The organism is Caballeronia sp. LZ062 (assembly GCF_031450785.1).
Lineage (GTDB): Bacteria > Pseudomonadota > Gammaproteobacteria > Burkholderiales > Burkholderiaceae > Caballeronia.
This window is the reverse complement of the sequence record NZ_JARTWB010000002.1, coordinates 1,985,193-2,009,144: the sequence shown is the minus strand read 5'-3', so window position 1 is coordinate 2,009,144 and position 23,952 is coordinate 1,985,193. Positions and strand designations below refer to the sequence as shown.

The 23,952-nt window shown below is 65.0% G+C and carries 21 protein-coding genes; 14 read left to right on the top strand and 7 right to left on the bottom strand.

The window, feature by feature from the left end; all coding sequences use genetic code 11:
* The 3 genes from P9239_RS15425 (at position 1) to P9239_RS15415 (ending at position 4,227) form a co-directional block, all read left to right on the top strand.
* Entirely contained in the window at positions 1-1,527 is a 1,527-nt protein-coding gene (locus P9239_RS15425; RefSeq protein ID WP_309752343.1) for an efflux transporter outer membrane subunit, read from the top strand.
* Between the two features lie 540 nt (positions 1,528-2,067).
* Positions 2,068-2,901, top strand: a complete 834-nt coding sequence (locus tag P9239_RS15420; RefSeq protein WP_309752341.1) for an NAD(P)-dependent oxidoreductase — start codon at positions 2,068-2,070, stop codon at positions 2,899-2,901.
* 30 nt (positions 2,902-2,931) lie between these two features.
* Positions 2,932-4,227: an MFS transporter gene (locus tag P9239_RS15415; protein ID WP_309752340.1), complete on the top strand. Its 1,296-nt coding sequence runs from the start codon at positions 2,932-2,934 to the stop codon at positions 4,225-4,227.
* Between the two features lie 319 nt (positions 4,228-4,546).
* On the opposite strand, the gene P9239_RS15410 is transcribed toward P9239_RS15415, so the two are convergent.
* On the bottom strand, positions 4,547-5,938 hold the full coding sequence (locus tag P9239_RS15410) for a nucleobase:cation symporter-2 family protein (RefSeq protein WP_309752337.1): 1,392 nt from the start codon (positions 5,936-5,938) through the stop codon (positions 4,547-4,549).
* Positions 5,939-6,282: 344 nt separating this feature from the next.
* On the opposite strand from P9239_RS15410, the gene P9239_RS15405 reads away from it, so the two are divergent.
* The 4 genes from P9239_RS15405 (at position 6,283) to fghA (ending at position 11,021) form a co-directional block, all read left to right on the top strand.
* Positions 6,283-7,704, top strand: coding sequence for an FGGY family carbohydrate kinase (locus P9239_RS15405; RefSeq protein WP_309752336.1), 1,422 nt, complete (start codon positions 6,283-6,285; stop codon positions 7,702-7,704).
* 98 nt (positions 7,705-7,802) lie between these two features.
* The gene (locus tag P9239_RS15400) at positions 7,803-9,017 is read left to right on the top strand and encodes an AGE family epimerase/isomerase (RefSeq protein ID WP_309752334.1); all 1,215 of its coding nucleotides are present in this window, start codon (positions 7,803-7,805) and stop codon (positions 9,015-9,017) included.
* 34 nt (positions 9,018-9,051) lie between these two features.
* A complete protein-coding gene (locus P9239_RS15395) occupies positions 9,052-10,158 on the top strand; it encodes an S-(hydroxymethyl)glutathione dehydrogenase/class III alcohol dehydrogenase (protein WP_309752333.1) in 1,107 nt (368 codons plus the stop codon).
* A 14-nt stretch (positions 10,159-10,172) separates the two neighbouring features.
* Complete coding sequence (gene fghA, locus P9239_RS15390; protein WP_309752331.1) at positions 10,173-11,021, top strand: S-formylglutathione hydrolase; 849 nt, start codon at positions 10,173-10,175, stop codon at positions 11,019-11,021.
* A gap of 27 nt (positions 11,022-11,048) precedes the next feature.
* On the opposite strand, the gene P9239_RS15385 is transcribed toward fghA, so the two are convergent.
* Genes P9239_RS15385 through P9239_RS15370 form a run of 4 tightly spaced genes read right to left on the bottom strand, consistent with a single transcriptional unit; the run spans position 11,049 to position 14,089 of the window.
* Positions 11,049-11,837, bottom strand: a complete 789-nt coding sequence (locus P9239_RS15385) for a metal ABC transporter permease (RefSeq protein WP_309752329.1) — start codon at positions 11,835-11,837, stop codon at positions 11,049-11,051.
* On the bottom strand, positions 11,830-12,729 hold the full coding sequence (locus P9239_RS15380) for an ATP-binding cassette domain-containing protein (protein ID WP_404980003.1): 900 nt from the start codon (positions 12,727-12,729) through the stop codon (positions 11,830-11,832). Before P9239_RS15380 ends, P9239_RS15385 begins: the two co-directional genes overlap by 8 nt.
* Positions 12,726-13,607: a metal ABC transporter solute-binding protein gene (locus P9239_RS15375; RefSeq protein WP_309752325.1), complete on the bottom strand. Its 882-nt coding sequence runs from the start codon at positions 13,605-13,607 to the stop codon at positions 12,726-12,728. The genes P9239_RS15380 and P9239_RS15375 overlap by 4 nt, the downstream gene beginning before the upstream one ends.
* Entirely contained in the window at positions 13,604-14,089 is a 486-nt protein-coding gene (locus P9239_RS15370; protein WP_309752324.1) for a Fur family transcriptional regulator, read from the bottom strand. Before P9239_RS15370 ends, P9239_RS15375 begins: the two co-directional genes overlap by 4 nt.
* A 241-nt stretch (positions 14,090-14,330) precedes the next feature.
* Between P9239_RS15370 and P9239_RS15365 the strand changes: the two genes are divergently transcribed.
* The 7 genes from P9239_RS15365 (at position 14,331) to P9239_RS15335 (ending at position 21,395) form a co-directional block, all read left to right on the top strand.
* The gene (locus P9239_RS15365; RefSeq protein ID WP_309752322.1) at positions 14,331-15,104 is read left to right on the top strand and encodes an L-iditol 2-dehydrogenase; all 774 of its coding nucleotides are present in this window, start codon (positions 14,331-14,333) and stop codon (positions 15,102-15,104) included.
* Between the two features lie 198 nt (positions 15,105-15,302).
* The gene (locus P9239_RS15360; protein WP_309752320.1) at positions 15,303-16,661 is read left to right on the top strand and encodes a sugar ABC transporter substrate-binding protein; all 1,359 of its coding nucleotides are present in this window, start codon (positions 15,303-15,305) and stop codon (positions 16,659-16,661) included.
* Positions 16,662-16,736: 75 nt separating this feature from the next.
* Positions 16,737-17,672 carry a sugar ABC transporter permease gene (locus tag P9239_RS15355; RefSeq protein ID WP_309752318.1) on the top strand — a complete coding sequence of 312 codons (936 nt, stop codon included), beginning with the start codon at positions 16,737-16,739 and terminating at the stop codon, positions 17,670-17,672.
* Entirely contained in the window at positions 17,669-18,520 is an 852-nt protein-coding gene (locus tag P9239_RS15350) for a carbohydrate ABC transporter permease (RefSeq protein ID WP_309752314.1), read from the top strand. The genes P9239_RS15355 and P9239_RS15350 overlap by 4 nt, the downstream gene beginning before the upstream one ends.
* Before the next feature lie 40 nt (positions 18,521-18,560).
* A complete protein-coding gene (locus P9239_RS15345; protein ID WP_309754081.1) occupies positions 18,561-19,229 on the top strand; it encodes an HAD-IA family hydrolase in 669 nt (222 codons plus the stop codon).
* Between the two features lie 63 nt (positions 19,230-19,292).
* Positions 19,293-20,453 (top strand): sn-glycerol-3-phosphate ABC transporter ATP-binding protein UgpC, encoded by a 1,161-nt coding sequence (locus tag P9239_RS15340; protein ID WP_309752312.1) that lies wholly within the window; start codon positions 19,293-19,295, stop codon positions 20,451-20,453.
* A 78-nt stretch (positions 20,454-20,531) separates the two neighbouring features.
* On the top strand, positions 20,532-21,395 hold the full coding sequence (locus P9239_RS15335) for an MOSC N-terminal beta barrel domain-containing protein (protein ID WP_309752310.1): 864 nt from the start codon (positions 20,532-20,534) through the stop codon (positions 21,393-21,395).
* Positions 21,396-21,399: 4 nt separating this feature from the next.
* On the opposite strand, the gene P9239_RS15330 is transcribed toward P9239_RS15335, so the two are convergent.
* Together P9239_RS15330 and xylB are read right to left on the bottom strand one after the other, a co-directional pair.
* Positions 21,400-22,347 (bottom strand): sugar-binding transcriptional regulator, encoded by a 948-nt coding sequence (locus P9239_RS15330; protein ID WP_309752308.1) that lies wholly within the window; start codon positions 22,345-22,347, stop codon positions 21,400-21,402.
* 61 nt (positions 22,348-22,408) lie between these two features.
* Positions 22,409-23,890: a xylulokinase gene (xylB, locus tag P9239_RS15325; protein WP_309752306.1), complete on the bottom strand. Its 1,482-nt coding sequence runs from the start codon at positions 23,888-23,890 to the stop codon at positions 22,409-22,411.
* Between the last annotated feature and the right edge of the window lie 62 nt (positions 23,891-23,952).

The following is a 23,952-nucleotide window of genomic DNA, read 5'->3' as shown; positions in this document are numbered from 1 at the left end:
ATGCGTAGACTTTCCTTGATTGCAGCGGCCGTCGCCGTGCTGGCGGGCTGCTCGATGGCCCCGAAGTACGAGCGTCCCGCGGCGCCGGTCTCGTCGACGTTCCCGACCGGCGGCGTGTACGCCACGCAGCCGGGCGCGGCCGATGCCGGCGCGCGCAGTGCGAACGGCGTCGCCGGGGCGGAGATCGGCTGGCGCGATTTCTTCGTGGATGCGCGGCTTCAGCGGCTCATCGACATCGCGCTTAAGAACAACCGCGACTTGCGCACGTCGGTGCTCAACATTCAGGCGGCGCAGGCGCAGTACCGCATCGTGCGCTCGGAGCTGTTCCCGTCCGTCGCGGCGCAGGCCGGGCAGTCGAAGCAGCGCACGCCGCGTGATCTGTCGTTGTTCGGTCAGACCATCTCGAACTCGTATTCCGTGGGCCTGAACGCGTCGTGGGAGATCGACCTGTTCGGGCGCGTGCAGAGCCTCAAGGATCAGGCGCTCGCGCAGTACTTCTCCACTGCATACGCCCGCAAGGCGTTCGAGATTTCGCTCATCTCGCAAGTGGCCTCGCAGTATCTGCAAGTGCTGCAGGCGGACGACCTATTGCAGGTCACGCAGCAGACGCTCAAGACCACGCAGGCGTCCTACAACATCGTCAAGCTGCAATTCGACAACGGCACCGCGTCGGAGCTGGATTTATCTCAGTCGCAGACGGCGGTCGAAACGGCGGCGGCGAACCTGCAGGCGCAACAGCGCGCGCGGGCGCAGGCGGTGAACGCGCTCGCGTTGCTGATCGGCGAGCCGATTCCGGAGGACCTGCCGGCCGGCATGCCGCTCAACGAACAGGATCTGCTCACGGACATTCCCGCCGGCTTGCCGTCGGATCTGCTCACGCGTCGTCCGGACATCATGGAAGCCGAGCAGAATCTGCTGGCCGCGAACGCGAACATCGGCGCGGCGCGGGCGGCGTTCTTCCCGAGCATTTCGCTCACGGGCAGTTTCGGCACGCTCAGTCCGACGCTCGGCGGGCTCTTCAAGCCCGGCTCGGCCGCATGGAGCTTCGCGCCGACGATCACGCTGCCGATCTTCCAGGGCGGCCAGAATCTGGCGAATCTGGATCTGGCGAACATCCAGAAGAACATCCAGATTGCGGCATACGAGAAGGCGATTCAGTCCGCTTTCCGCGATGTCGCCGATGGGCTCGCCGCGCGCGGCACCTACGATCAGCAGATCCAGGCGCTCGAACGCGACACGGCGGCGGAGCAGCGCCGCCTGGATTTGTCGACGATGCGGTACAACCAGGGCGTCGACAGCTACCTTAACGTGCTGACCGCGCAGCAGGACCTGTACTCGGTGCAGCAGACGCTGATCACCGTGCGCACGGAGCGGCTCGCCAATCTGGTGAACCTGTATCAGGCGCTGGGCGGCGGGTGGATCGAGCATACCGGCGACCAGCCGCGCCCGGCCGACGCGCCCGCAGCGCCTGCAGATGTTGGGGCGGCGAGCACGCCGCAGGCGGCGTCGGCAGCGGTAGCCGGCTGATTCAATCAACGAACCGTATCCAAGCCCGGCCATCGCGCCGGGTTTTTTTTGTTCTTCGCACGTCTCCGGGGCGGCGGCTCGCGACGCGCCGACGTTCCGAGGGCCGGCTCAGCTCCGCAAACACGCATTCGACCGTTCACCGTTCGGAGTGGGATCGAGCACTCCTAGCCCTACCGTCCGGCGCGAACCAGCGCCATAGAGCCAAACGGGGCAAGAAAGCCTCAAGTGATGGCCGAGTCATTTCGCCGAGGCGATTTTGAATGCGGCTAAAGATACGCGGTATCAGCCGAGGCGATTCCCTAAGTCATCGACCCGATGACGCCGCATAGTGAAGAGTATGTCATCGTACGATGCCGACGCTTGGAAAACGCTTTCCAACCGCTTTCGATCGTGAAACATACGCGAAAAGCAAGGGTTTACACGTGCTTGGCAGCTAACTAGCGCGCATGACATAGTACGTCATCGTACAACGTTTTCGCTGCCGCAGACCGCCTTGTTCGGGGCGCCGGGTTTCGCGCGCAACGTCAAGGGAACATTTCTATGAAGACAATCGCGCTCAGCGGTGCCGGCGGCCAACTCGGCTCCGTCGTCCGGGCGGCTTTTATTGCGCGCGGCACACCCGTGCGTTCGGCGGCGGGTTCGAAGCCGCTGACGCCTCTCATCGAAGGGGAGGACGTCATGCACGGCGATCTGCGGGATCCCGCAGTGGTCGACCGGCTGCTCAACGGCGTGGATGTCTTGATTCACTTTGCCGGAACGAGCGTCGAGCGTCCGCTGCCGGAGATCATCGAAAACAATCTGCGCGGCCTCGTCGAAGTCTACGAAGGCGCACGGCGGCAGGGAGTGAAGCGCATCGTATTCGCGAGCTCGAATCATGCGATCGGCATGTACCCGGTCACCGAGCGCCTCGCGCTCGACTGTGAACTGCGTCCGGACGGGTTCTATGGGCTTAGCAAGGTGTGGGGCGAATCCTTGGCAAGGATGTATTGGGACAAGCACGGTATCGAGAGCATTTGTGTGCGCATCGGCAGTTGTCTCGAACGCCCAACGGAGCCGCGCCATCTCAGCACCTGGTTCGGCCATCGCGATTTGCTGCATTTCCTCGATCGCTGTATCGAAACGGAAGACGTCGGCTTCCTGACCGTCTGGGGCGTTTCCGCGAATTCTCGCAGTTGGTGGGACAACAGTGGCGCCGCGCGTCTCGGGTACCGGCCAGAACAAAACGCCGAGGACTACGCCGACGAAATTCTCGCGCGTCCGAACCCGCTCGACGCGCTGGGTCAGCGGTTCCAGGGCGGCAGCTTTGTCGGCATCGATTATTCGCGCGACGACGCTACCGACGACGCGACGATCACGGCGCCGAAACGCGCCTGAAGCATAGAAAGAGTCACGAGGAGACGTAGCATGAAAGTCAAAGGTATTCGCTGGTGGATGGTCAGCCTGGTCGCAGCCGGGCTCATCATCAACTATCTGGCACGCAACACACTATCCGTGGCCGCGCCGAGCATGATGAAGAACCTCGGCATGACGACGGAGCAATACGCGCACGTCGTCGTCGCGTGGCAGCTCTGCTATGCGTTCATGCAGCCCGTAGCGGGCTTCCTGCTCGACACGGTCGGCACGAAGATCGGCTTCGCGGCCTTCGCGCTCGCATGGTCGCTGGCATGCGCGGCCGCGGCGTGGTCTACGGGCTGGCGTAGCCTTGCGTTCTTTCGCGGCCTGCTTGGTGTAGCCGAAGCGGCCGGTATTCCCGCCGGCGTCAAGGCGACAAGCGAGTGGTTTCCGGCGAAGGAACGGTCGGTGGCTATCGGCTGGTTCAACATCGGCTCGTCGATCGGCGCGTTACTGGCACCGCCGCTCGTCGTCTGGGCGTTGTTGCACGGAGACTGGCGACTGGCGTTCATTCTGGTCGGCGTCGCAGGCGTCGTGTGGTGCGTGCTGTGGATGGCGCTCTACATGCATCCGCGCAAGCAGAAACTGCTGGGCGACGCAGAGCGGGACTACATCCTGAGCGGGCAAGAGTCCATGCACAGCGATGCGGGCGCCAGTGCCCGGCGTGGCTGGCTGTCGATGCTGGGCAGCCGTGACTTTTGGGCGATCGGTATTCCGCGCATTCTCTCGGAGCCTGCCTGGCAGACTTTCAATGCGTGGATTCCGCTGTACATGATGACCGAACGCCACATGAATCTCAAAGAAGTGGCCATGTTCGCGTGGATGCCGTTTCTTGCCGCCGATATCGGCTGTGTGCTCGGCGGTTATCTCAGCCCGCTGTTCCACAAGTACGCGAAGGTCTCGTTGTTCACGTCGCGCAAGATGGTGTTCGTGGTCGGCGCGCTGTGCATGATCGGACCGGCATGCGTTGGGCTGGTGGCGAGTCCGTATGCGGCGATCGCACTTCTGTGCGTCGGCGGCTTCGCTCACCAGACGTTGTCCGGTGCGCTCTACGCGATCACGTCCGACATGTTCGGCAAGAACGAAGTTGCGACGGCCACGGGCATGGGTGGCATGGCAGGCTATCTCGGCGCAGCGGCGTTCACGGCGCTCTTCGGAGTGCTCGTGACGCAGATTGGCTACAGCCCGTTGTTCGTGGTGCTGGCCGTCTTCGACATCATCGCCGCCGGCGTGGTGTGCCTGCTGGCGCGGCGTGCGGACAAAGCGCCTGCGCAGGGTTGGGCGGTCGCGCAGGCAACGGCGAAGTAGGTCACCGAGCGTCGCAGCGCCGGTGCTGGGGAACGCACTCACGTCGTTCCTCGGCTGGCGAGGCAACGAAGGAGGGCGAACACAGTCTGAGCGGACATTGAACACGGCGACGTTGGCGAAATACCGAAAGACGCTGGTACTTCGCTAAGAGCCGTTCTGCCAGGAAGGCGCCGAGCGGCCGGTATGAGGCGGATTGGAGCCTTTGTCTCACTTCCACGAAGTGCTCCGTCCATCGTGCTCGCGCTTGCCTGAACAAAAAAGCGCCGCGATTCCCACCGCGGCGCCAACCCATCAAACCCCCAAGCCCTCCCTCAACCCATCACTGCGCTTCCGACGCGTGCGCCGCGCCATCGAAATCATGCCCGGCCCGCCGGATCTCGCAGCGCGCATCGCGTTCCTTACGCACGCCGTTGAACACGATATTCAGCACCACCGCCGACACCGACGCCAACAAAATGCCGCTGTGAAGAATCGGCTCCAGCGCGTGCGGCAGTTGCGAGAAAAACTTCGGCGCGACCACCGGCACGAGACCGAGGCCGACGCTCACCGCGACGATGAACAGGTTGTGGTGATTCTTCACGAAGTCGACTTTCGACAGCACCTTGATGCCGTTCGCCGCGACCATGCCGAACATCACGATGCCCGCGCCGCCGAGCACGAACGGCGGCACCGAGGCGACCACTTGCGCCATCTTCGGAAAGAGGCCGAGCACGACGAGAATCACGCCGCCCGTCGCGCAGACGAAGCGGCTCTTCACGCCTGTCACGCCGATCAAGCCGACATTCTGCGAAAACGACGTATGCGGAAACGAGTTGAACACGCCGCCGATCAGCGTGCCTAGACCATCCACGCGCAGGCCGCGCACGAGCGCCTTCTGATCGACCGGGCGCTCGACGAGATCGCCGACCGCGAGGAACATCCCCGTCGATTCGATGAACGTCACGAACATGACGATGACCATCGTCGCGACGGAGAGCGCATCGAAATGCGGCATGCCGAAGTGGAACGGCAGCACGATGCCGACCCACGGCGCATGGGCGACGCCATCCATGTTGACGCGCCCGAGCATCGCGGCAATCACGAAGCCCGCGACAATGCCGAGCAGCACCGAGATATTCGCGATGAAACCGCGCGCGAACTTGTTGATGAGCAGAATCAGCGAGAGCACGACGAGCGACAGCAGCAGAAACACCGGATTGCCGTAGTCGGGATTGCCGACGCCGCCCGCCGCCCAGTTGATGCCCACGCCCATCAGCGAGAGACCGATCACGGCGATCACCGTGCCGACCACGACCGGCGGAAAGAAGCGCAGCAGCTTGCCGATCATCGGCGCGAGAAAGATGCCGATGACGCCCGCCGCGATGGTCGCGCCGAACACATCGAGAATGCCGAGCGACGGATTCGTGCCGATGGCGACCATCGGTCCGACCGCCGCGAACGTGCAGCCCATGATGACCGGCAGCCGGATGCCGAAGATCCACAGCCCGAGCGTCTGGATCAGCGTGGCTACGCCGCATGAGAATAGGTCCGCGCTGATGAGGAACGCGACCTGATCCTTCGACAGATGCATGGCCGCGCCGAGAATCAGCGGCACCGCCACGGCGCCCGCGTACATCACGAGGACATGCTGTATGCCGAGCGTCAGCAACTGGCCGGTCGGCAGCCGTTCGTCGCACGGATGAACCTTCTGGTGGCTCGTGCTCGATGCCATGTGTGTCTCCTTGATTGCCTTTCCATTTGAATGGCCTCCAAGGTAAGTGCGTCAAAAAGCGCGAACAAGACCACGCGGCGCTATACGTCGCGTTCGCGGGGCGATATGGAAACGGCGCGCGGCGCGGGGCGACATCGCGCGAAAGTCCTTGCTGCAAGGGAGTTGACGCATCGCGAGGGTTTCTTGTCGGCTGATGCAAGGCCGCCTGAAGGGGCGCGTCGTTATGATGTTCATCACGGCGCGCGTATAGTCCGTTTTTCGTCTATCGTGCGCAGCGGCGGGGTTAACCCGCGTTATTCCACGCTTTCCGCGTTTTCCCTAACGTCTTTTCGGGCGGCTCATCCATGCGTTTTCTCGGCATCGATCTCGGCACGGGTTCAGTGAAACTGGCAATCGTCGACGACCACGCGCGCGAAGTCGCAGCGTCGAGCGCGGCGTATGCGGTGACGAGCGCGCAGCCGGGCTGGGCCGAGACATCCGCCGAAGCGTGGTATGCCGCTGTCGTCGATGCCGCGTCACGCTTGCCTGCGCACGAACGCGATGCCGTGAGCGCAATCGGCTTTTCCGGGCAGATGCACGGCGTCGTGCCGACCGCCGCCGATGGCCGCGCGTTGCGCCCCGCGATGCTCTGGCCGGACACGCGCGCCCGCGCGCTGCTCGACGCGTGGCCCGAGCCGCAGCCGAATCCGGTCGCGCCGGGCATGGCGGGACCGCTCTTGCGCTGGCTCGCGACGCACGAACCCGCGCTCGCCGCCGACATGCGCTGGGCCTTGCAGCCAAAGGACTGGCTGCGCGCGAAGCTCGGCGGCGCGTTCGTGACCGACCCGTCGGACGCGTGCGCGACTGCGCTCGCTGCCCCGTCGGGCGAATGGGACGCGGCGCTCATCGGCAGACTCGGCTTGTCGCGCGAGTGGTTCGCGCCGCTTGCGGCATCGGATGCGCAGGCGGGCGCGTTGTCCGCCGAGGCCGCTTCGGCGCTCGGCTTGCGCGCGGGCATTCCGCTGGCCGTCGGCGCGGGCGATACGCCGTGCGCCGCGCTCGGCAGCGGCCTGATCGCCGATGGCGACGCGCTGCTCACCACGGGCAGCGGCGGGCAGATCGTCGTCATGTGCGACGAAGCGCCGTCGCCCGTGCGCGGTTTGCATACCTATCGCGGCGCGGCGAGTGCCGGCGCGCGCTGGTATCGCATGGCGGCCATGCAGAACGTGGGCGTCGCGCTGGAGACCGTGCGCGGCTGGCTTGGCTATGCCTCGTGGCCCCCTGCCTACGACGACGCGTTCGCATCGGATGCGAGCGCGTCCGTGAGCTTCCTGCCGTACCTGAGCGGCGAGCGTTCACCGTGGATGAACCCGGCCGCACGAGGCGGCTGGCTCGGCCTCGGCCTCAACGACACACGCGGCTCGATGATGCGCGCGGCGTTCGAAGGCGTGGCATTCGCATTGCGGGCGGGACTCGACGCGATCCGTACGAGCGGCACGCCGTTGTCGTCGATGCGGCTTGCGGGCGGCGGCTCCATCGACGCGCGGTGGCGTCAGTTGCTCGCCGATGCGCTGCATGTCGAACTGCACGCCTGCGATTGCCCGAACGCGGCGGCGCGCGGCGCGGCGATCATCGGCGGCATGGCGGCGGGGCATTGGCGCGCCGGTGACCTGGCGTCGCTCGTTCCCGCGAGCACACGCGTGGCCAGTTCGCAAGGCGACGCCGCGCTCGACGAAAGGCACGCGCGTTTCATCGCTCTGTACGAGCGCGTCGAAGACTGGTTCTGACGTCTTGCGCGCAAGCCCTTAAACTGACGTGCGATTCACATCGGGCTTCAGGCAAGCGCCGCGCCGTCCGGCTCATCACAACACTAACGACATCCGCTATGTCCGCATCCGTCACCACGCAACCCGACTTCCGCTCGCGTCAGTTTTTGCTGGATCACGCGCTGCGCACGATGATCTTCTATCACCCGCACTGCATGGACCCCGCGGGCGGCTTCTATCACTTCTACAAGAACAACGGCACGATCTACGACCGCAAGTCGCGTCATCTCGTGTCGAGCACGCGCTTCGTCTTCAACTACGCGATGGCATACAAGCACTACGGCCTCGACGAATATCGCGGCGGCGTGCGGCACGGCATCGACTATTTGCGCGAGGTTCATCGCAATCCGCAGACGGGCGGTTATGCGTGGACGCTCAACGGCCGCGAAGTGACGGATGCGACGAACCATTGCTACGGTCTCGCGTTCGTGGTGCTTGCGTATGCGAAGGCGGTGGAAGCGGGCTTCGACGAGGCGCGCGCCTATCTCGACGAAACGTGGCAGTTGATGGAGACGCACTTCTGGGACGCGCCGCACGGCCTCTACAAGGACGAAGCGAGCGCGGACTGGCAGGTGTCGGACTATCGCGGGCAGAACGCGAACATGCACGCGTGCGAGGCGTTTCTCGCCGCGTTCGAAGCGACCGGCGAGACGCGCTATCTGGATCGCGCGGCGCTTCTGGCCGACAACATGGTGAACCGTCAGGCGGCGCTCGCGCGCGGTCTCGTGTGGGAGCACTACAAGCCGGACTGGTCGATCGACTGGGACTACAACAAGGGCGACCGCAGCAACATCTTTCGTCCATGGGGATTTCAGCCGGGGCATCAGACGGAATGGGCGAAGCTGCTGCTGATTCTCGACCGGCATCGGCCAGAAGCGTGGCATGCACAGCGTGCGCGCGAACTCTTCGACCGCGCGCTCGAACTGTCATGGGACCACGAGCACGGCGGTATGGTCTACGGCTTCGATCCGGACGGCAAGTTCTACGACGAAGACAAGTATTTCTGGGTGCAGGCGGAATCGCTCGCGGCGGCGGCGCTGCTCGCCGAGCGCGCGAATCTCGATGGCGACGAAGCCGCCGCCGCGCGCTACTGGAGCGACTACGACCGCTTGTGGGCCTATAGCTGGGCGCATTTCGTCGATCATCAATACGGCGCGTGGTATCGCATTCTGACGCGCGACAACCGCCAGTACAGCGACGAGAAAAGCCCTGCGGGCAAGACCGACTATCACACGATGGGCGCATGTTACGAAGTCCTGAACGTCGTGCGCTGAAACAATCATTAGCATAGAAACGAGGAACAGAATCATGAAGACAAAAGCCGCAATCGCATGGAAAGCAGGTCAGCCGCTCACCATCGAGGAAGTCGATCTCGAAGGGCCGCGCGCCGGGGAAGTGCTGATCGAAGTGAAGGCGACGGGCATTTGCCACACCGATTACTACACGCTCTCGGGCGCGGACCCGGAAGGCATCTTCCCGGCCATTCTCGGCCACGAAGGCGCGGGCGTAATCGTGGACGTTGGACCGGGCGTCGGCACGCTCAGGAAGGGCGACCACGTGATTCCGCTCTACACGCCGGAATGCCGCGAGTGCAAGTTCTGCCTCTCGCGCAAGACCAATCTCTGCCAAAAGATTCGCGCGACGCAAGGCAAGGGCCTGATGCCCGATGCGACTTCGCGCTTCTCGCTCGACGGCAAGCCGCTCTTTCACTACATGGGCACGTCCACGTTCTCGAACTACATCGTGGTGCCGGAGATCGCGGTGGCGAAGGTGCGCGAGGACGCGCCGTTCGACAAGATCTGCTACATCGGCTGCGGCGTGACGACGGGCGTGGGCGCGGTCGTGTATTCGGCGAAGGTCGAAGCGGGCGCGAACGTGGTCGTGTTCGGGCTCGGCGGCATCGGGCTGAACGTGATTCAGGGCGCCAAGATGGTCGGCGCGGACAAGATCATCGGCGTCGATATCAATCCGGGCCGCGTCGAGCTGGCGAAGAAGTTCGGCATGACGCACTTCATCAACCCGAACGAAGTGGAAAACGTGGTCGATCACATCGTGCAGTTGACCGATGGCGGCGCGGACTATTCGTTCGAGTGCGTCGGCAACGTGAAGCTGATGCGTCAGGCGCTCGAATGCACGCACAAGGGCTGGGGTCAGTCGTTCATCATCGGCGTGGCGGCGGCGGGCGAAGAGATCAGCACGCGGCCGTTCCAGCTCGTCACGGGCCGCGAATGGAAGGGCTCCGCGTTCGGCGGCGCGCGCGGCCGCACGGACGTGCCGAAGATCGTCGACTGGTACATGGAAGGCAAGATCAATATCGACGATCTGATCACGCACCATCTGAAGCTCGATCAGATCAACGACGGCTTCGACCTGATGAAGAAGGGCGAGTCGATCCGCTCCGTCGTCATTTATTGAGCGAGGAGGACGCCATGCTCGAACTCGTCGAGGAACACCGTTGTTTCGATGGCGTGCAGCGCATCTATCGGCACGAGTCGCGGTTCATCGGCCTGCCGATGCGCTTTTCGGTGTTCCTGCCCGCGGCTGCGTCGGCGTCGAAAGTGCCGGCGCTCTTCTATCTCGCCGGTCTCACGTGCACCGAAGAGACGTTTCCGATCAAGGCTGGCGCGCAGCGGTACGCGGCCGAGCATGGGATTGCGCTGATCGCGCCGGATACCTCGCCGCGCGGCGCCGATATTCCCGGCGAAAACGACGCGTGGGATTTCGGCTCCGGCGCGGGCTTTTATGTCGATGCGACGCGCGAGCCGTGGCGCGAGCGGTATCGCATGTATTCGTACGTGACGCAGGATCTGCGCGAAGCGGTGGTTGCCGACTTGCCGGTGCGCGAGGACCGGCTCGGCATCTTCGGGCATTCGATGGGCGGGCACGGCGCGCTCGTGCTCGCGCTGCGCAATCCGGATGTGTACCGCAGCGTGTCGGCGTTCGCGCCGATTGCCGCGCCTTCGCAATGTCCGTGGGGCGTGAAGGCGTTCACCGGCTATCTCGGCGATGACCGCGAGGCGTGGAAGCAGTACGACGCGAGCGAACTCGTCAAAGGCGATGCAGCGTCACGCTTCGAAGGCGGCATTCTGATCGATCAAGGGCTGGCCGATCAGTTTCTCGCCGAGCAGTTGCATCCCGATATCTTCGAGCGCAACGCGCGCGAGGCCGGGCATGGCGTCACGGTGCGTCGTCACGAAGGGTATGACCACGGATACTTCTTCATCTCGACGTTCATCGGCGAGCACATCGCGCATCATGCGCGGGTGCTCTGCCGTTGAGCGCGGCGGGCTAGCGGCAGCGGTCGGTCAGCTTCCGCGCCGCGAAAGCAGGCTCGCCGCATAGACCACGGCGGCGAGCATCGTGATCCAGAAGCTCGTCGGCCAGTCGGTGTAATAGGCGAGCGTGAGGCCGGCCCACGCCTGTCCCAATGCAAAGAGCGCGGCGAGCAGCAGGCCCGTCGACAGGCGCGTGGTCACGTTCTGCGCGGCCGCTGCCGGCCCGACCATCAACGCGAAGACCAGCAGCACGCCGACGATCTGCGTGCACGCCGCCACCGCGAGCGCGGTGATTGCGAGAAACAGCACGGAGACGAGGCGCAGCGAGACGCCTTTCGCTTCGGCCAGTTCCGGCTGCAACGAAGCGAAGAGCAGCGGCCGCATGATGACGCCCAGCGCAACGAGGCTCACGGCCGCCAGCCCGGCGAGCACCACGAGTGTTTCGTGACTGACGCCGAGCACGTTGCCGAACAGCAGCGCGGTCGCCTGCGTCGCGTAGGCGGTGAAGAAGTGCAGAAACAGCAGGCCGAAGCCGAGCGACAGCGAAAGAATCACGCCGATGGCCACGTCGCGGCCCGACAGCCGCTCCCCGAGCGCGCCCATGCCGACGCCCGCCGCGAGCGTGAAGCCGACCATGCCCCAGATGGGTGACACGCCGAACAGCACGGCCCCCGTCGCGCCGGTGAAGCCCACGTGCGACAGCGCGTGCCCCGCGAACGTCTGCCCGCGCATCACCAGAAAATACCCGACGATTCCCGCCAGCACCGCGACGATGCCCGACGCCGCAAAGGCGTTCACCATGAAGTCGTATTCAAACATCGTGCGTGTGCGTTCCCTTCTTGCCGTGGCCGTGCGTATGAGCGTGGTCGTGCGGGTGCTCGTGCTCGTGCTGATGCCCGTTGCCGTTTTCGTGCGCGTGATCGAGCTTGTCGATTTCCACGTCGCCCGACATCACGAAGATGCGGCCGTTCACGCGCATGACGTCGATGGTCGAGCCGTAGAGACGCGAAAGCACGGGGTTCGTGATGACTTCATCGACCGTGCCGAGCGCCGCGCGCCCGTTGCCGAGATACAGCACGCGGTCAAGCGAGTTCAAAAGCGGATTCAGTTCGTGCGCGGAAAACAGCACGGTGATGTTGAGTTCGCGCTGCACGCGTCGCACGAGTTCCACGACGCCCGTCTGGTGACGCGGATCGAGGCTGATGAGCGGCTCGTCCAGCAGCAACAGACGCGGGTTGCCGAGCAGACACTGCGCGAGCAGGAGACGCTGACGCTCGCCGCCCGATAGCTCCGACAGCGGCCGCGCCGCGAGTTGCCGCGCGCCGACGAGATCGAGCACGCGCTCGACGTCGGCGCGCGTGCGCGCGTCGCGATGCGGCAGGCCCCAGCGATGCCCGTCCGCGGCCATTGCGACAAAGTCGCGCCCGAGCACGCGGCGATTCGCGAGCCCCGCCCGAATCTGCGGCATGTAGCCGATGGACGCATTGCCGCGCACGACCGCCTCGCCGTTTACGCGAATCGCGCCGGACGCAACGGGCACGAGGCCGAGCAGCGCGCGCATCAGCGTGGTCTTGCCCGCGCCGTTCGGCCCGAGCACGCCGATGAATTCGCCGGTCTGAACGGCGAAGCTCGCATCGTTCAGAATCGCGCGGCCGCCGAGTTCTAGCGTCACATGATCGACTTCGAGCGCGGCCTTCGACTCGCGGATCATTGCTGCCATCCTTGCAGCGCGCCCGCGAGCGCGTCGAGCTGCGTCTGCATCCATTGCTGATACGTCTTGCCGGCCGGCAGTGTCTCCGTCACGCTGATGCTCGGCACATGCCCGTCTTTCGCGATGCCCAGCAGTCGCCGCGTGAGCGCGCCGGTCGCCTGGCTGTTGTAGATGAGCACGTGCACGCGCCGTTCGCGCAAGTCTTTCTCGAACGCGGCGATATCGGCGGGGCTCGGCTCCGTCTCGTTCATCTGCGCGGTCTGGAACCGCTGGTTGCGCATGTCGAAGCCGATGGCGTCCGCCGTATAGCCGAACACCGGCTCCGTCGCGGTCACGGGCACGCCGCGATAGCGCGACTTCAACTGCGCGATGCGCGCGTCGATGGGCTTGAGCGATGCCAAAAACGCGGCGAGACGCGCGTCGTAGTCGCTCTTGTGCGCCGGGTCCGCGCTCGCCAGATACGCGCTCACCGCTTTCGCGACGGCAGGCATCGTCGGCGGGTCATACCAGAGATGCGGATTGTCGCCGGACTTCTTGCCGGTCAGCTGCGCCGCGACGATCACCGTGCGCTTGCCGCTCGCCTTCGATGCCGCGAGCAGCTTGTCCATCCACGGATCGTAGTCCGCGCCGTTATAGACGACGAGCGCGGCGTGCTGAAGCGCGCGCGCCGTCTTGGGACTCGCTTCGAAGAGATGCGGATCTTCGTCGGGATTGTTGAGAATGCTCGTGACCTCGACGTGATCGCCGCCGAGCTGGCGCACGACGTCGCCATAGAAGTTCTCTGCCGCGACGACCGGCACGCCCGCCGCGTGCGCCGTCACGCTCTGGCCGATGCTGAACACGGCCGCGATGCAACTCAGAATGTGCGCGAGTTTCATCGGGCTCCTTGCGTGTGGGCGTGATCGTTCGCGCGATGCTTGTGCTGGCAGTCGCTGCACAGGCCGCTCAGTTCCACGACCTGATGCCGCAACTGGAAGCCGTGCGCGGGCGGGCTCGCGGACAGCGACGACGCCAGTTCGCGCCCCTGAATTTCGAGCGTCGCGCCGCATTCGTCGCAGATCAGGAACTGGCTTTCGTGCGGGCGGCCGGCGTCGCAGCACGCGACGAACGCGTTCTTCGACTCGATGCGATGCACGAGCCCGTTCTCGACGAGAAAGTCGAGCGCGCGATAAACGGTGGTCGGCGGCACGCGCGCGCCGCGCTGCGGCTCAAGCGCGTCGATGAGGTCGTACGCGCCGATGGGCTTGTGCGCCTTCAGCACGAGTTCGTACACGTGGCGGCGCAGCGGTGTGAGCGCGAGGCCGCGCTCGTCGGCTAACGCTTCCGCGCGGGCGAGCATGGTTTCAACGGATGCGGTCATGTCATCGTGGCCGCGCGATGGCGGCGCTGTGCGAGCGAATCGCGATGATATAACGTATCACTGAGTTTTGCATCGCACCAAGCGGGGCGTGCGTTGCGCAATGCAGCATCGAAACCGCACAACCACGCCTTGACACGCGCCGCCGCAACACCGATCATTCGATCAAACATAGAGCAATTGATCGGCCGTCGAGCGTTCGCTCACTTCGGCGCGCCGGTCGGGCACAGAATCGGAGACATCGGTGAGACTGAAAGACAAGGTCGCGGTCATCACGGGCGCCGCGAGCGGAATCGGCGAGGCGGTCGCGCGGCGCTATCTGGACGAAGGCGCAAAGCTCGTCGTCGTCGACGTGAAAGACGCGCAGGTCATGACGCAGCGTTTCGATAACGCCGCCGACCGCGTGCTCGCACTGAAAGCCGACGTCACGCGCCGCGAAGACATCGAGCGCATCGTGGCGAGCGCCGTGGAGCGCTTCGGCGGCATCGACATTCTCTTCAACAACGCGGCGCTCTTCGACATGCGCCCGATCCTCGACGAATCCTGGGACGTTTACGACCGCCTCTTCGCGGTGAACGTCAAGGGCATGTTCTTTCTGATGCAGGCAGTCGCGCGGCGCATGGTCGAGCAGGGGCGCGGCGGCAAGATCATCAACATGTCGTCGCAGGCCGGGCGGCGCGGCGAGGCGCTCGTCTCGCACTATTGCGCGACGAAAGCGGCGGTCATCAGCTATACGCAGTCGGCGGCGCTCGCGCTCGCGAAATCGCGCATCAACGTGAACGGCATCGCGCCGGGCGTCGTCGATACGCCGATGTGGGAAGAGGTCGATGCGCTCTTCGCGCGTTACGAAGACCGGCCGCTCGGCGAAAAGAAGCGCATCGTCGGCGAGGAAGTGCCGCTCGGCCGCATGGGCGTGCCGGACGACCTGACCGGCGCGGCGCTGTTTCTCGCATCGGCGGATTCGGATTACATCACCGCGCAGACGATCAACGTCGATGGCGGCAACTGGATGAGTTGAGCGGGCGCGCGCGCCTTGCAGCATGAGGCGCACCGTCTATAGTGAAACGGCGTCGCGGCGAAGCATACGCGGGCCAGTCTTAGAAAACGAGCAACCACGCGGTTCCCAGCGCAGCAGAAGCAGGCAGCGGCACAGACGGCACGTGCGCCACGCATGGACGATCCGCTGCACCGTGCAAACGAAAAAGGAGACGAACCAATGAAACGCACCCAACGCACCGTCCAGCCCCAGCCGCGCACGCGGCGTTCCATCGCGGCGGTTTCGGCCGCGCTTGCCGCCGCCGCGCTCGCGCCGCTCGCCGCGCACGCCGCGACGACCATCACCATCGCCACGCTCAACAATCCGGACATGATCGAGCTGAAGAAGCTCTCGCCGGCGTTCGAGAAGGCGAATCCCGACATTCAGCTGAAGTGGGTGATTCTCGAAGAGAACGTGCTGCGCCAGCGCGCGACCACCGACATCACGACCAATAGCGGCCAGTTCGACGTGCTGACCATCGGAACGTACGAAGCGCCGCAGTGGGGCAAGCGCGGCTGGCTGTCGCCGATGTCGAATCTGCCTTCGAACTACGATCTCGACGATGTCGTGAAGACGGCTCGCGACGGTCTCTCGTACAACGGCCAGCTCTACGCGCTGCCGTTCTACGTCGAAAGCTCGATGACGTATTACCGCAAGGATCTGTTCCAGGCCGCGGGCCTGAAGATGCCGGATCAGCCGACCTACGACCAGATCAAGCAGTTCGCCGACAAGCTCACCGACAAGTCGAAAGGGCAGTACGGCATCTGTCTGCGCGGCAAGGCGGGCTGGGGCGAGAACATGGCGTACGTCTCGACGGTCGTGAACACGTTCGGCGGCCGCTGGTTCGACGAGCAGTGGAAGGCGCAACTCGACACGCCGGAATGGCACAAGGCCGTGTCCTTCTATGCGGACCTGCTGAAGAACGACGGCCCGCCGGGAGCGAGCTCGAACGGCTTCAACGAAAACCTCACGCTGATGTCCTCGGGCAAGTGCGCGATGTGGATCGACGCGACGGTTGCCGCGGGCATGCTCTACAACAAGCAGCAGTCGCAAGTGGCCGACAAGATCGGCTTCGCGGCCGCGCCGACGCAAGTCACGCCGAAGGGCTCGCACTGGCTCTGGTCGTGGTCGCTCGCGATTCCGAAGACGTCGAAGCAGCAGGACGCCGCGAAGAAGTTCGCCGCGTGGGCCACGTCGAAGGAATACATCGAGATGGTCGGCAAGGACGAAGGCTGGGCCTCGGTGCCGCCGGGCACGCGCAAGTCCACTTACGCTCGCCCCGAGTACAAGCAGGCCGCGCCGTTCGGCGACTTCGTGTTGCAGGCGATCGAGTCCGCGAATCCGAACGACGCGACGCAGAAGAAGGTGCCGTATAGCGGCATCCAGTTCGTCGGCATTCCGGAGTTCCAGTCGTTCGGCACGGTGGTCGGGCAGTCCATCGCGGGCGTCGTCGCCGGACAGACGAGCGTCGACAACGCGCTGAAGGCCGCCAACGCCACCGCCGATCGCGCGGTGAAACAGGCCGGCTATCAGAAGTAAGCGGCAAACAAGCAGCAACAAGCGGGCCGTTCGACCCCGATCGGCCCGCCGGCATCATCGAGAGGTGACACGATCATGCGCCAACTGAATCCCCCCATCGCCGATCACTTCGACGTGTCCGCCGCCGAGCGCGACAAGAAGCGCGCGAAGTCGGTCCGCTGGCTGATTACGCCGTCGTCCGGGCTGCTGTTCCTGTGGATGGCCATTCCGCTTGCGATGACCATCTGGTACTCGTTCTCGCGCTACAACCTGCTGAATCCCGATGTCAAAGGCTTCGCGGGGCTCGACAACTTCCAGTTTCTCGTCACCGATCCCGCGTTCGGGCCGTCCATCGGGCATACGCTGACGCTGATCGCGTCGGTGCTGGCGATCACGGTGATCGGAGGCGTGCTGCTCGCGGTGCTCTTCGACCGCAAGTTCATCGGACAGGGCATCGCGCGGCTGCTCGTGATCGCGCCGTTCTTCGTGATGCCGACCGTCTCCGCGCTGATCTGGAAGAACATGATTCTGCATCCGGTGTACGGCCTCGTCGCCTCGCTGATGCGATCGCTCGGCATGCAGCCTATCGACTGGTTCGCCGAGTATCCGCTCTTCGCCGTGATCGTGATCGTGGCGTGGCAGTGGTTGCCGTTCGCGTTCCTCATTCTGTTCACCGCCATTCAGTCGCTCGATCAGGAGCAGAAGGAAGCGGCGCGCATCGACGGCGCGGGTCCGTTCGCGATGTTCTTCTTCATCACGCTGCCGCACTTGAAGCGCGCGATCGCGGTCGTCGTAATGATGGAAACCATTTTCTTGCTCTCGATTTTCGCGGAAATCTACACGACCACGGGCGGCGGCCCCGGCACCGCAACGACCAACCTGTCGTACCTGATCTACGCGCTCGGCCTGCAACAGTTCGATGTCGGCCTCGCCTCGGCGGGCGGCATTCTCGCGGTGATTCTCGCCAATATCGTCGCGTTCTTCCTCGTGAGAATGCTCGCGAAGAACCTCAAAGGGGAGTACGAGTCATGAGCACGCATCCCGTTACCTCCACGACTTCGGTGCCCGTGCTGGATCACGTGAAGCGCATCGTGCCCGGCGTCGTCGCGTGGCTCGTCTCCATCCTGCTGTTCTTCCCGATCTTCTGGATGACGATCACCGCGTTCAAGACCGAGCAGCAGGCGTATTCGTCGTCGCTCATCTTTTCGCCGACGCTCGACAGCTTTCGCGAAGTCTTCGCGCGCAGCAACTACTTCGGTTTCGCGTGGAATTCGGTGCTGATCTCGCTCGGCGTGACGGTGGTCTGCCTGTTGCTCGCGGTGCCGTGCGCCTACGCGATGGCTTTCTTCCCCACGCGCAAGACGCAGAAGCTGCTTCTGTGGATGCTTTCCACGAAGATGATGCCGTCGGTCGGCGTGCTCGTGCCCATTTATCTCTTGTGGAAGAACTCCGGGCTGCTGGATACGGTGAGCGGACTCATCATCGTCTACACGCTCATCAATCTGCCGATTGCCGTGTGGATGGCCTACACGTACTTCAACGAAGTGCCGAAGGACATTCTCGAAGCCGGCCGCATCGACGGCGCGACGACATGGCAGGAGATCGTCTATCTGCTGATGCCGATGGCGCTGCCGGGCCTCGCATCGACGGCGCTCCTGCTCGTGATCCTTTCGTGGAACGAGGCGTTCTGGAGCATCAACCTGTCGAGTTCGAATGCCGCGCCGCTCACCGTGTTCATCGCGTCGTATTCGAGTCCGGAAGGGCTCTTCTGGGCGAAGCTCTCGGCGGCTTCGCTGCTCGCGGTCGCGCCGATACTGATCGTCGGCTGGCTCTCGCAGAAGCAGCTCGTGCGCGGGCTCACCTTCGGCGCGGTCAAGTGAGGGCGGGCGCGTGAATCCGACAACCACACACGACCGCCTGATGATCTGCGATTGCGACGGCGTGCTCATCGACAGCGAAGCCGTGGCGGCGCGGATGCTCGTCACCGAACTGGAGGCGCTGTGGCCGGGCGTCGATGTCGAGCCGGTGGTGCTGCCGCTGCTCGGCCTGCGCATCGAAGCCGTGCTCGCGAGCGCCGCCGACAGCGTCAACCGCACGCTCACGCCGGAGCAGGTCGTCGCGATCCGGCGTTCGGTCGAGGCGGCGGCGGTGCAGGCGCCGCCGGTCGCGGGCATCGCAGATGCACTCGCGGCCGTGCCCCTCACGAAAGCCTGCGCGAGCAACAGTTTTTCGTCGTATGTCGATACCGTGCTGCAACGCACGGGCCTCGTGCGCTTCTTCGGCGACCGGCGCTTCTGCGCGGACATGGTCGCCAATCCAAAGCCCGCGCCGGACGTCTATCTGGCGGCGGCGCGCGCGATGAACGTCGATCCGTCGATGTGCATCGTGGTCGAAGACAGCGTGACGGGCGTCACGGCAGCGCGGGCAGCGGGCATGCCGGTGCTCGGATTCATCGGCGGCGGACATGCGACGGAAGGCCAGGTTGAAGCGCTCAGGCGCGCGGGCGCGGGCATCGTGTTCGACGACATGGCGCGCCTGCCCGCGCTCGTCGATCACTGGCTGCAACACGCGTCGTTCGAGACGAACTAGCGCGCGCACGGACACGTGCGCCGCACATGACTCGGTGAAAGCAAGGCCGACAGGAGACACATCATGGCTAGCCTGACGTTACGCAACATCAACAAGCGTTATGAAGACACGGAGGTGATGCGCAGCGTCAACCTCGATATCGAAGACGGCGAATTCGTCGTGTTCGTGGGGCCGTCGGGCTGCGGCAAGTCCACGCTCATGCGCATGATCGCGGGACTCGAAGACATCAGCGGCGGCGATCTGATGATCGACGGCGCGCGCGTGAACGACCTGCCGCCCGCCAAGCGCGGCATCGCGATGGTGTTCCAGTCGTATGCGCTCTATCCGCACATGACGCTGTACGACAACATGGCCTTCGGCCTCAAGCTCGCTGGCGAGAAGAAGCCCGCCATCGACGCAGCCGTGAAGCAGGCCGCGAAGATTCTGCATATCGACCATCTGCTCGACCGCAAGCCGAAGCAACTGTCGGGCGGTCAGCGTCAGCGCGTGGCGATCGGCCGCGCGATCACGCGCAAGCCGAAAGTCTTTCTCTTCGACGAGCCGCTCTCGAACCTCGACGCCGCGCTGCGCGTGAAGATGCGCCTGGAATTCGCGCGCCTGCACGACGACTTGAAGACCACGATGATCTACGTGACGCACGATCAGGTCGAAGCGATGACGCTCGCGGACAAGATCGTCGTGCTGTCGGCGGGCAACGTCGAGCAGGTCGGCACGCCAAACACGCTGTATCACGCGCCGGCGAACAAGTTCGTCGCGGGTTTCATCGGCTCGCCGAAGATGAACTTCCTGTCCGGCACGGTTGCGCAGGTTCAGGGCAACGGCGTGCTCGTGAAGTACGAGACCGGCGAGACGCAATTGGTTGGCGTGCTGCCGGGCAACGCGAAGGCGGGCGATGCGGTGACGGTCGGCATTCGTCCGGAGCACTTGCAGCCGATGCCCGCCACGAGCGACTACGGCGTGTCCGCCTCGACGATGACCGTCGAAACGCTCGGCGATGCGGCTTATCTCTATGCAGAAACGTCCGTCGCGCCGGACGGCCTCATCTCGCGCATTCCGCCGCTGGAGAAGCACGCGCGCGGCGCGAAGCTGAAGCTCGGCACGGAGCCGGACCACTGCCATATGTTCGACGCACAAGGGCAGGCGTTCGCGCGCAACGCAGTGCAGGCTTATTTGGCGGAACATCCGGCAGTGAAGATGCCGCGTGTGCAGAGCGCGTCGGCCTGACGCGGCGCGTTTTCTTTTAGTGTCGGTAGCGGAGGATAATGCGGCATCGCCCGCCAACGCCTTCCACCGACACGCGCCATGTACGTTCTCAACCAACTGTTCGTTTATCCGATCAAGTCCTGCGCCGGCATCGCGCTGCCACGCGCGATGCTGCTCGAAACCGGCCTCGAATACGACCGCAACTGGATGGTCACGGACGCGTCGGGCGGCATGCTGACGCAGCGCACTTATCCGCGCATGGCCTTGATCCGCACGGCGTTCGATGGCGGCGATCTCGTCATCGACGCGCCCGGCATGTCCACGCTGCGCACGCCGCTGGACCCGGCGGCGCTGCAGCAAACGCAGCCGATGCGCGCGACCGTCTGGCGCGACACCGTCGATGCGCTCGACACCGGCCCGCAGACCGCGCAGTGGTTCAGCGAGCTTCTCGGCATGCCGGCGCGTTTGGCGCGCTTCGCACCGCAAGCGCGGCGCAACGTCGATCAGAAGTGGACCGCGCCGCTCACTACGCACACGCGTTTCGCCGATGGCTTTCCGCTGCTCGTGCTCGGCCAGGCATCGCTCGACGATCTCAACGCACGGCTCGCGCAGAAGGGCGCGCCCGCCATTGCCGCGAACCGCTTCCGCCCGAATCTCGTGATCGGCGGGCTCGACGCCTACGAGGAAGATTTCGTCGAAGACATGCTGATTCGCGCCAAAGGCCGCGACGTGCAACTGCGCCTCGTCAAGCTCTGCACGCGCTGTCCGGTGCCGACCATCGACCAGTCGACGGGCGCGCCGCATCCAGAGTGGCCGCACGAACCGCTGGACACCATGAGCACGTATCGCGCAAGCGCGCAGCACGACGGCAAGCTCACGTTCGGCAAGAACGCGATGGTGGTCGAAGGCGAGGGCGTGATGCTCGAAGCCGGGCAGGCGGTGGACGCGCAGATCGCGTTCTAAAGGCTCACGCGTCGAGCGCGGCTTTCGCGCAAAGCTCGTCGGTCACGAGTCCCGAAAGCCACTGGCCTTTGAGCGCCGCGATCAACGCTTCACGCTTGCGCTCGCCGCCCGCGAAGCCGATGGTCGGGCGCTTCGGCGGCGCGTCGAGCTTCAGGCTCGTGACGCGCGCGCCGGTCCTCGACTGCACGCGCTCGCCGTTCTCGTCGATCGGCAAGCCAAGCCATTCCGCGACCGCGCCGGCCTTCATCAACTCGTCCACCTCGGCGCGCGTGATGAAGCCGTCTTCATGCAGCGGGCAATTGATGCCCACATTGCCGATGCCGACGAACGCAACATCGGCTTTCTGCGCGAGTTCATCGACGATGCGGTACAGCCGGTGATTGACCCACTGCGCGCGCTCCGCTTCGTTGTCGGCCATGAGCGGCGCCGGCAGCATGAAGTGCTTGCCGCCGGTCTTCTCCGATAGCTGCTGCGCGACGTCGTAGCGATTCGACGACCCGTCCTGCGCAATCGCGCCGACCATCGACACGAAGCGATGCTGCGGGCGGTCGATCTGGCCGATCTGTTCGACGACCGCCTTCAGCGTGCGCCCGCTGCCGATCGACACGACGATCGGCTTCTCATCGACCAGATAGCGCTCCATCACCTGCGCGCCCGCGACGGCGAGCTTGCGGTCCACTTGCTCTTTCGTGTCGCCGTCGATGGGCACCACTTCGCACATCGCGAGGCCGTAACGGTCGCTCAGTTGCTTTGCGAGCGACAGGCAATCCGCGATGCGGTGATCCACCCGCACGCGAATCAGGTTCTTTTCCACCGCGAACGCGACGAGCCGCTGCGCCACGGGACGCGAGATCTGGAGTTTTTCCGCGATCTCGTTCTGCGTGTTGCCGGCGACGTAGTAAAGCCACGCCGCGCGGGTCGCCAGGTCGAGTTTTTCGGTTGATTTGGGCACTGAGGTGTTTTCTTGTCCTTCGCGAATCGGCTGTTTCGTCAGTGCGAGCGTGATCGCCGCTCTATGCCAGACGCGGGCGCGCCGGATCGAACAGCGGCCGCACGTGCTGATACAGCTCCCGGAAGCTCTTCAGCCGCTGACGCAAGAGCTGATGCCGTTCGCCGTTCGGCGTGAACTCCTGCTTCACCGCAGGTTTCGCGAGCACGACCGACGGATCGCCGCCCGCCGCCAGCCAGCCGAGGCGCGCCGCGCCCAGCGCCGCGCCGGTTTCGCCGCCGCCGTGCGTGCGCGTCGGGGTATCGAAGGCATCGGCGAACATTTGGCCCCAGTATGCGCTTCGCGCGCCGCCGCCGAGCATGGACAACGCGCGCGTCTCGGTGCCCGCCGATTGCAGCGCATCCAACCCGTCCGTGAGCGCGAGCGTCACGCCTTCGAGCACCGAATAGCCGAGCAGCGCGCGGTCCGTTGCGTGCGTCATGCCGAAGAAGACGCCTTGCGCGTACGGGTCGTTGTGCGGCGTGCGCTCGCCGCTGAGATACGGCAGAAAGAGCGGGGCGGTCGGGAGCGCGTCGGCGGGCAGCGCCTCGACTTCGGCGAGCAGCGTGGGCTCGTCGGTGGACGTGAGCTTGCAGACCCAGCGCAGGCAGCTTGCCGCCGACAGCACGACGCTCATCTGATGCCAGCGGTCCGGAATCGCGTGGCAGAACGCGTGCACGGCGGACGCCGGATTCGGCCGGAAGCGGTCGCCGACCACGCACAGCACGCCGGACGTGCCGAGCGAGAGGAAGCCATCGCCCGGTTCGGTCGCGCCGATGCCGACCGCGCTCGCGGCGTTGTCGCCGCCGCCCGCCGCGACGACGACGTCATCGCGCAAGCCGAGTTCGGCCGCAAGCTCTGGCCGCAGCGTGCCCGACGGCTGGCTGCCTTCCGCGAGCGACGGCATCTGCTGACGCGACATGCCACACGCGGCGAGCAGCTCGTCGGACCAGTCGCGGCGCGCGACGTCGAGCCAGAGCGTGCCGGCGGCGTCCGATGGATCGGACACCTTCGTGCCCGTCAGATGCATGCGCAGATAGTCCTTCGGCAAGAGCACGCACGCAGTCTGATTGAAGATCGTGGGTTCGTTGTGCGCCACCCAGAGCAGCTTGGGCGCGGTGAAGCCGGGCATCGCGAGATTGCCCGCGATTTCGTGCAGATTCGGCGCGCGCTCGTAGAGTTCGGCGCATTCCTTGTCGCTGCGCATGTCGTTCCAAAGGATCGCGGGACGCAGCACGCGATCGCTCGAATCGAGCAGCACCGCGCCGTGCATCTGACCGGACAGGCCGATGCCGCGGACCTGCGCGAACTCCGTCGGAAACTTCTCGCGCAGCTTGAAGAGCGCGGCGCGCGTGCCTTCCCACCAGTCGAGCGGATTCTGTTCCGACCAGCGCGGCTTCGGACGCGAGACGGTGAACGGCGTGCCCGCCGTGCCGATGACGCTGCCGTCGCTCGCGAGCAGCAGCACTTTCACTTCGGAGGTGCCGAGGTCGATGCCTAAGTACATGTACGAGCCCTTGGTCGTTGCCGGAGCACATGCCCGGCCAGAACGTGGAATTTACCGCCCGG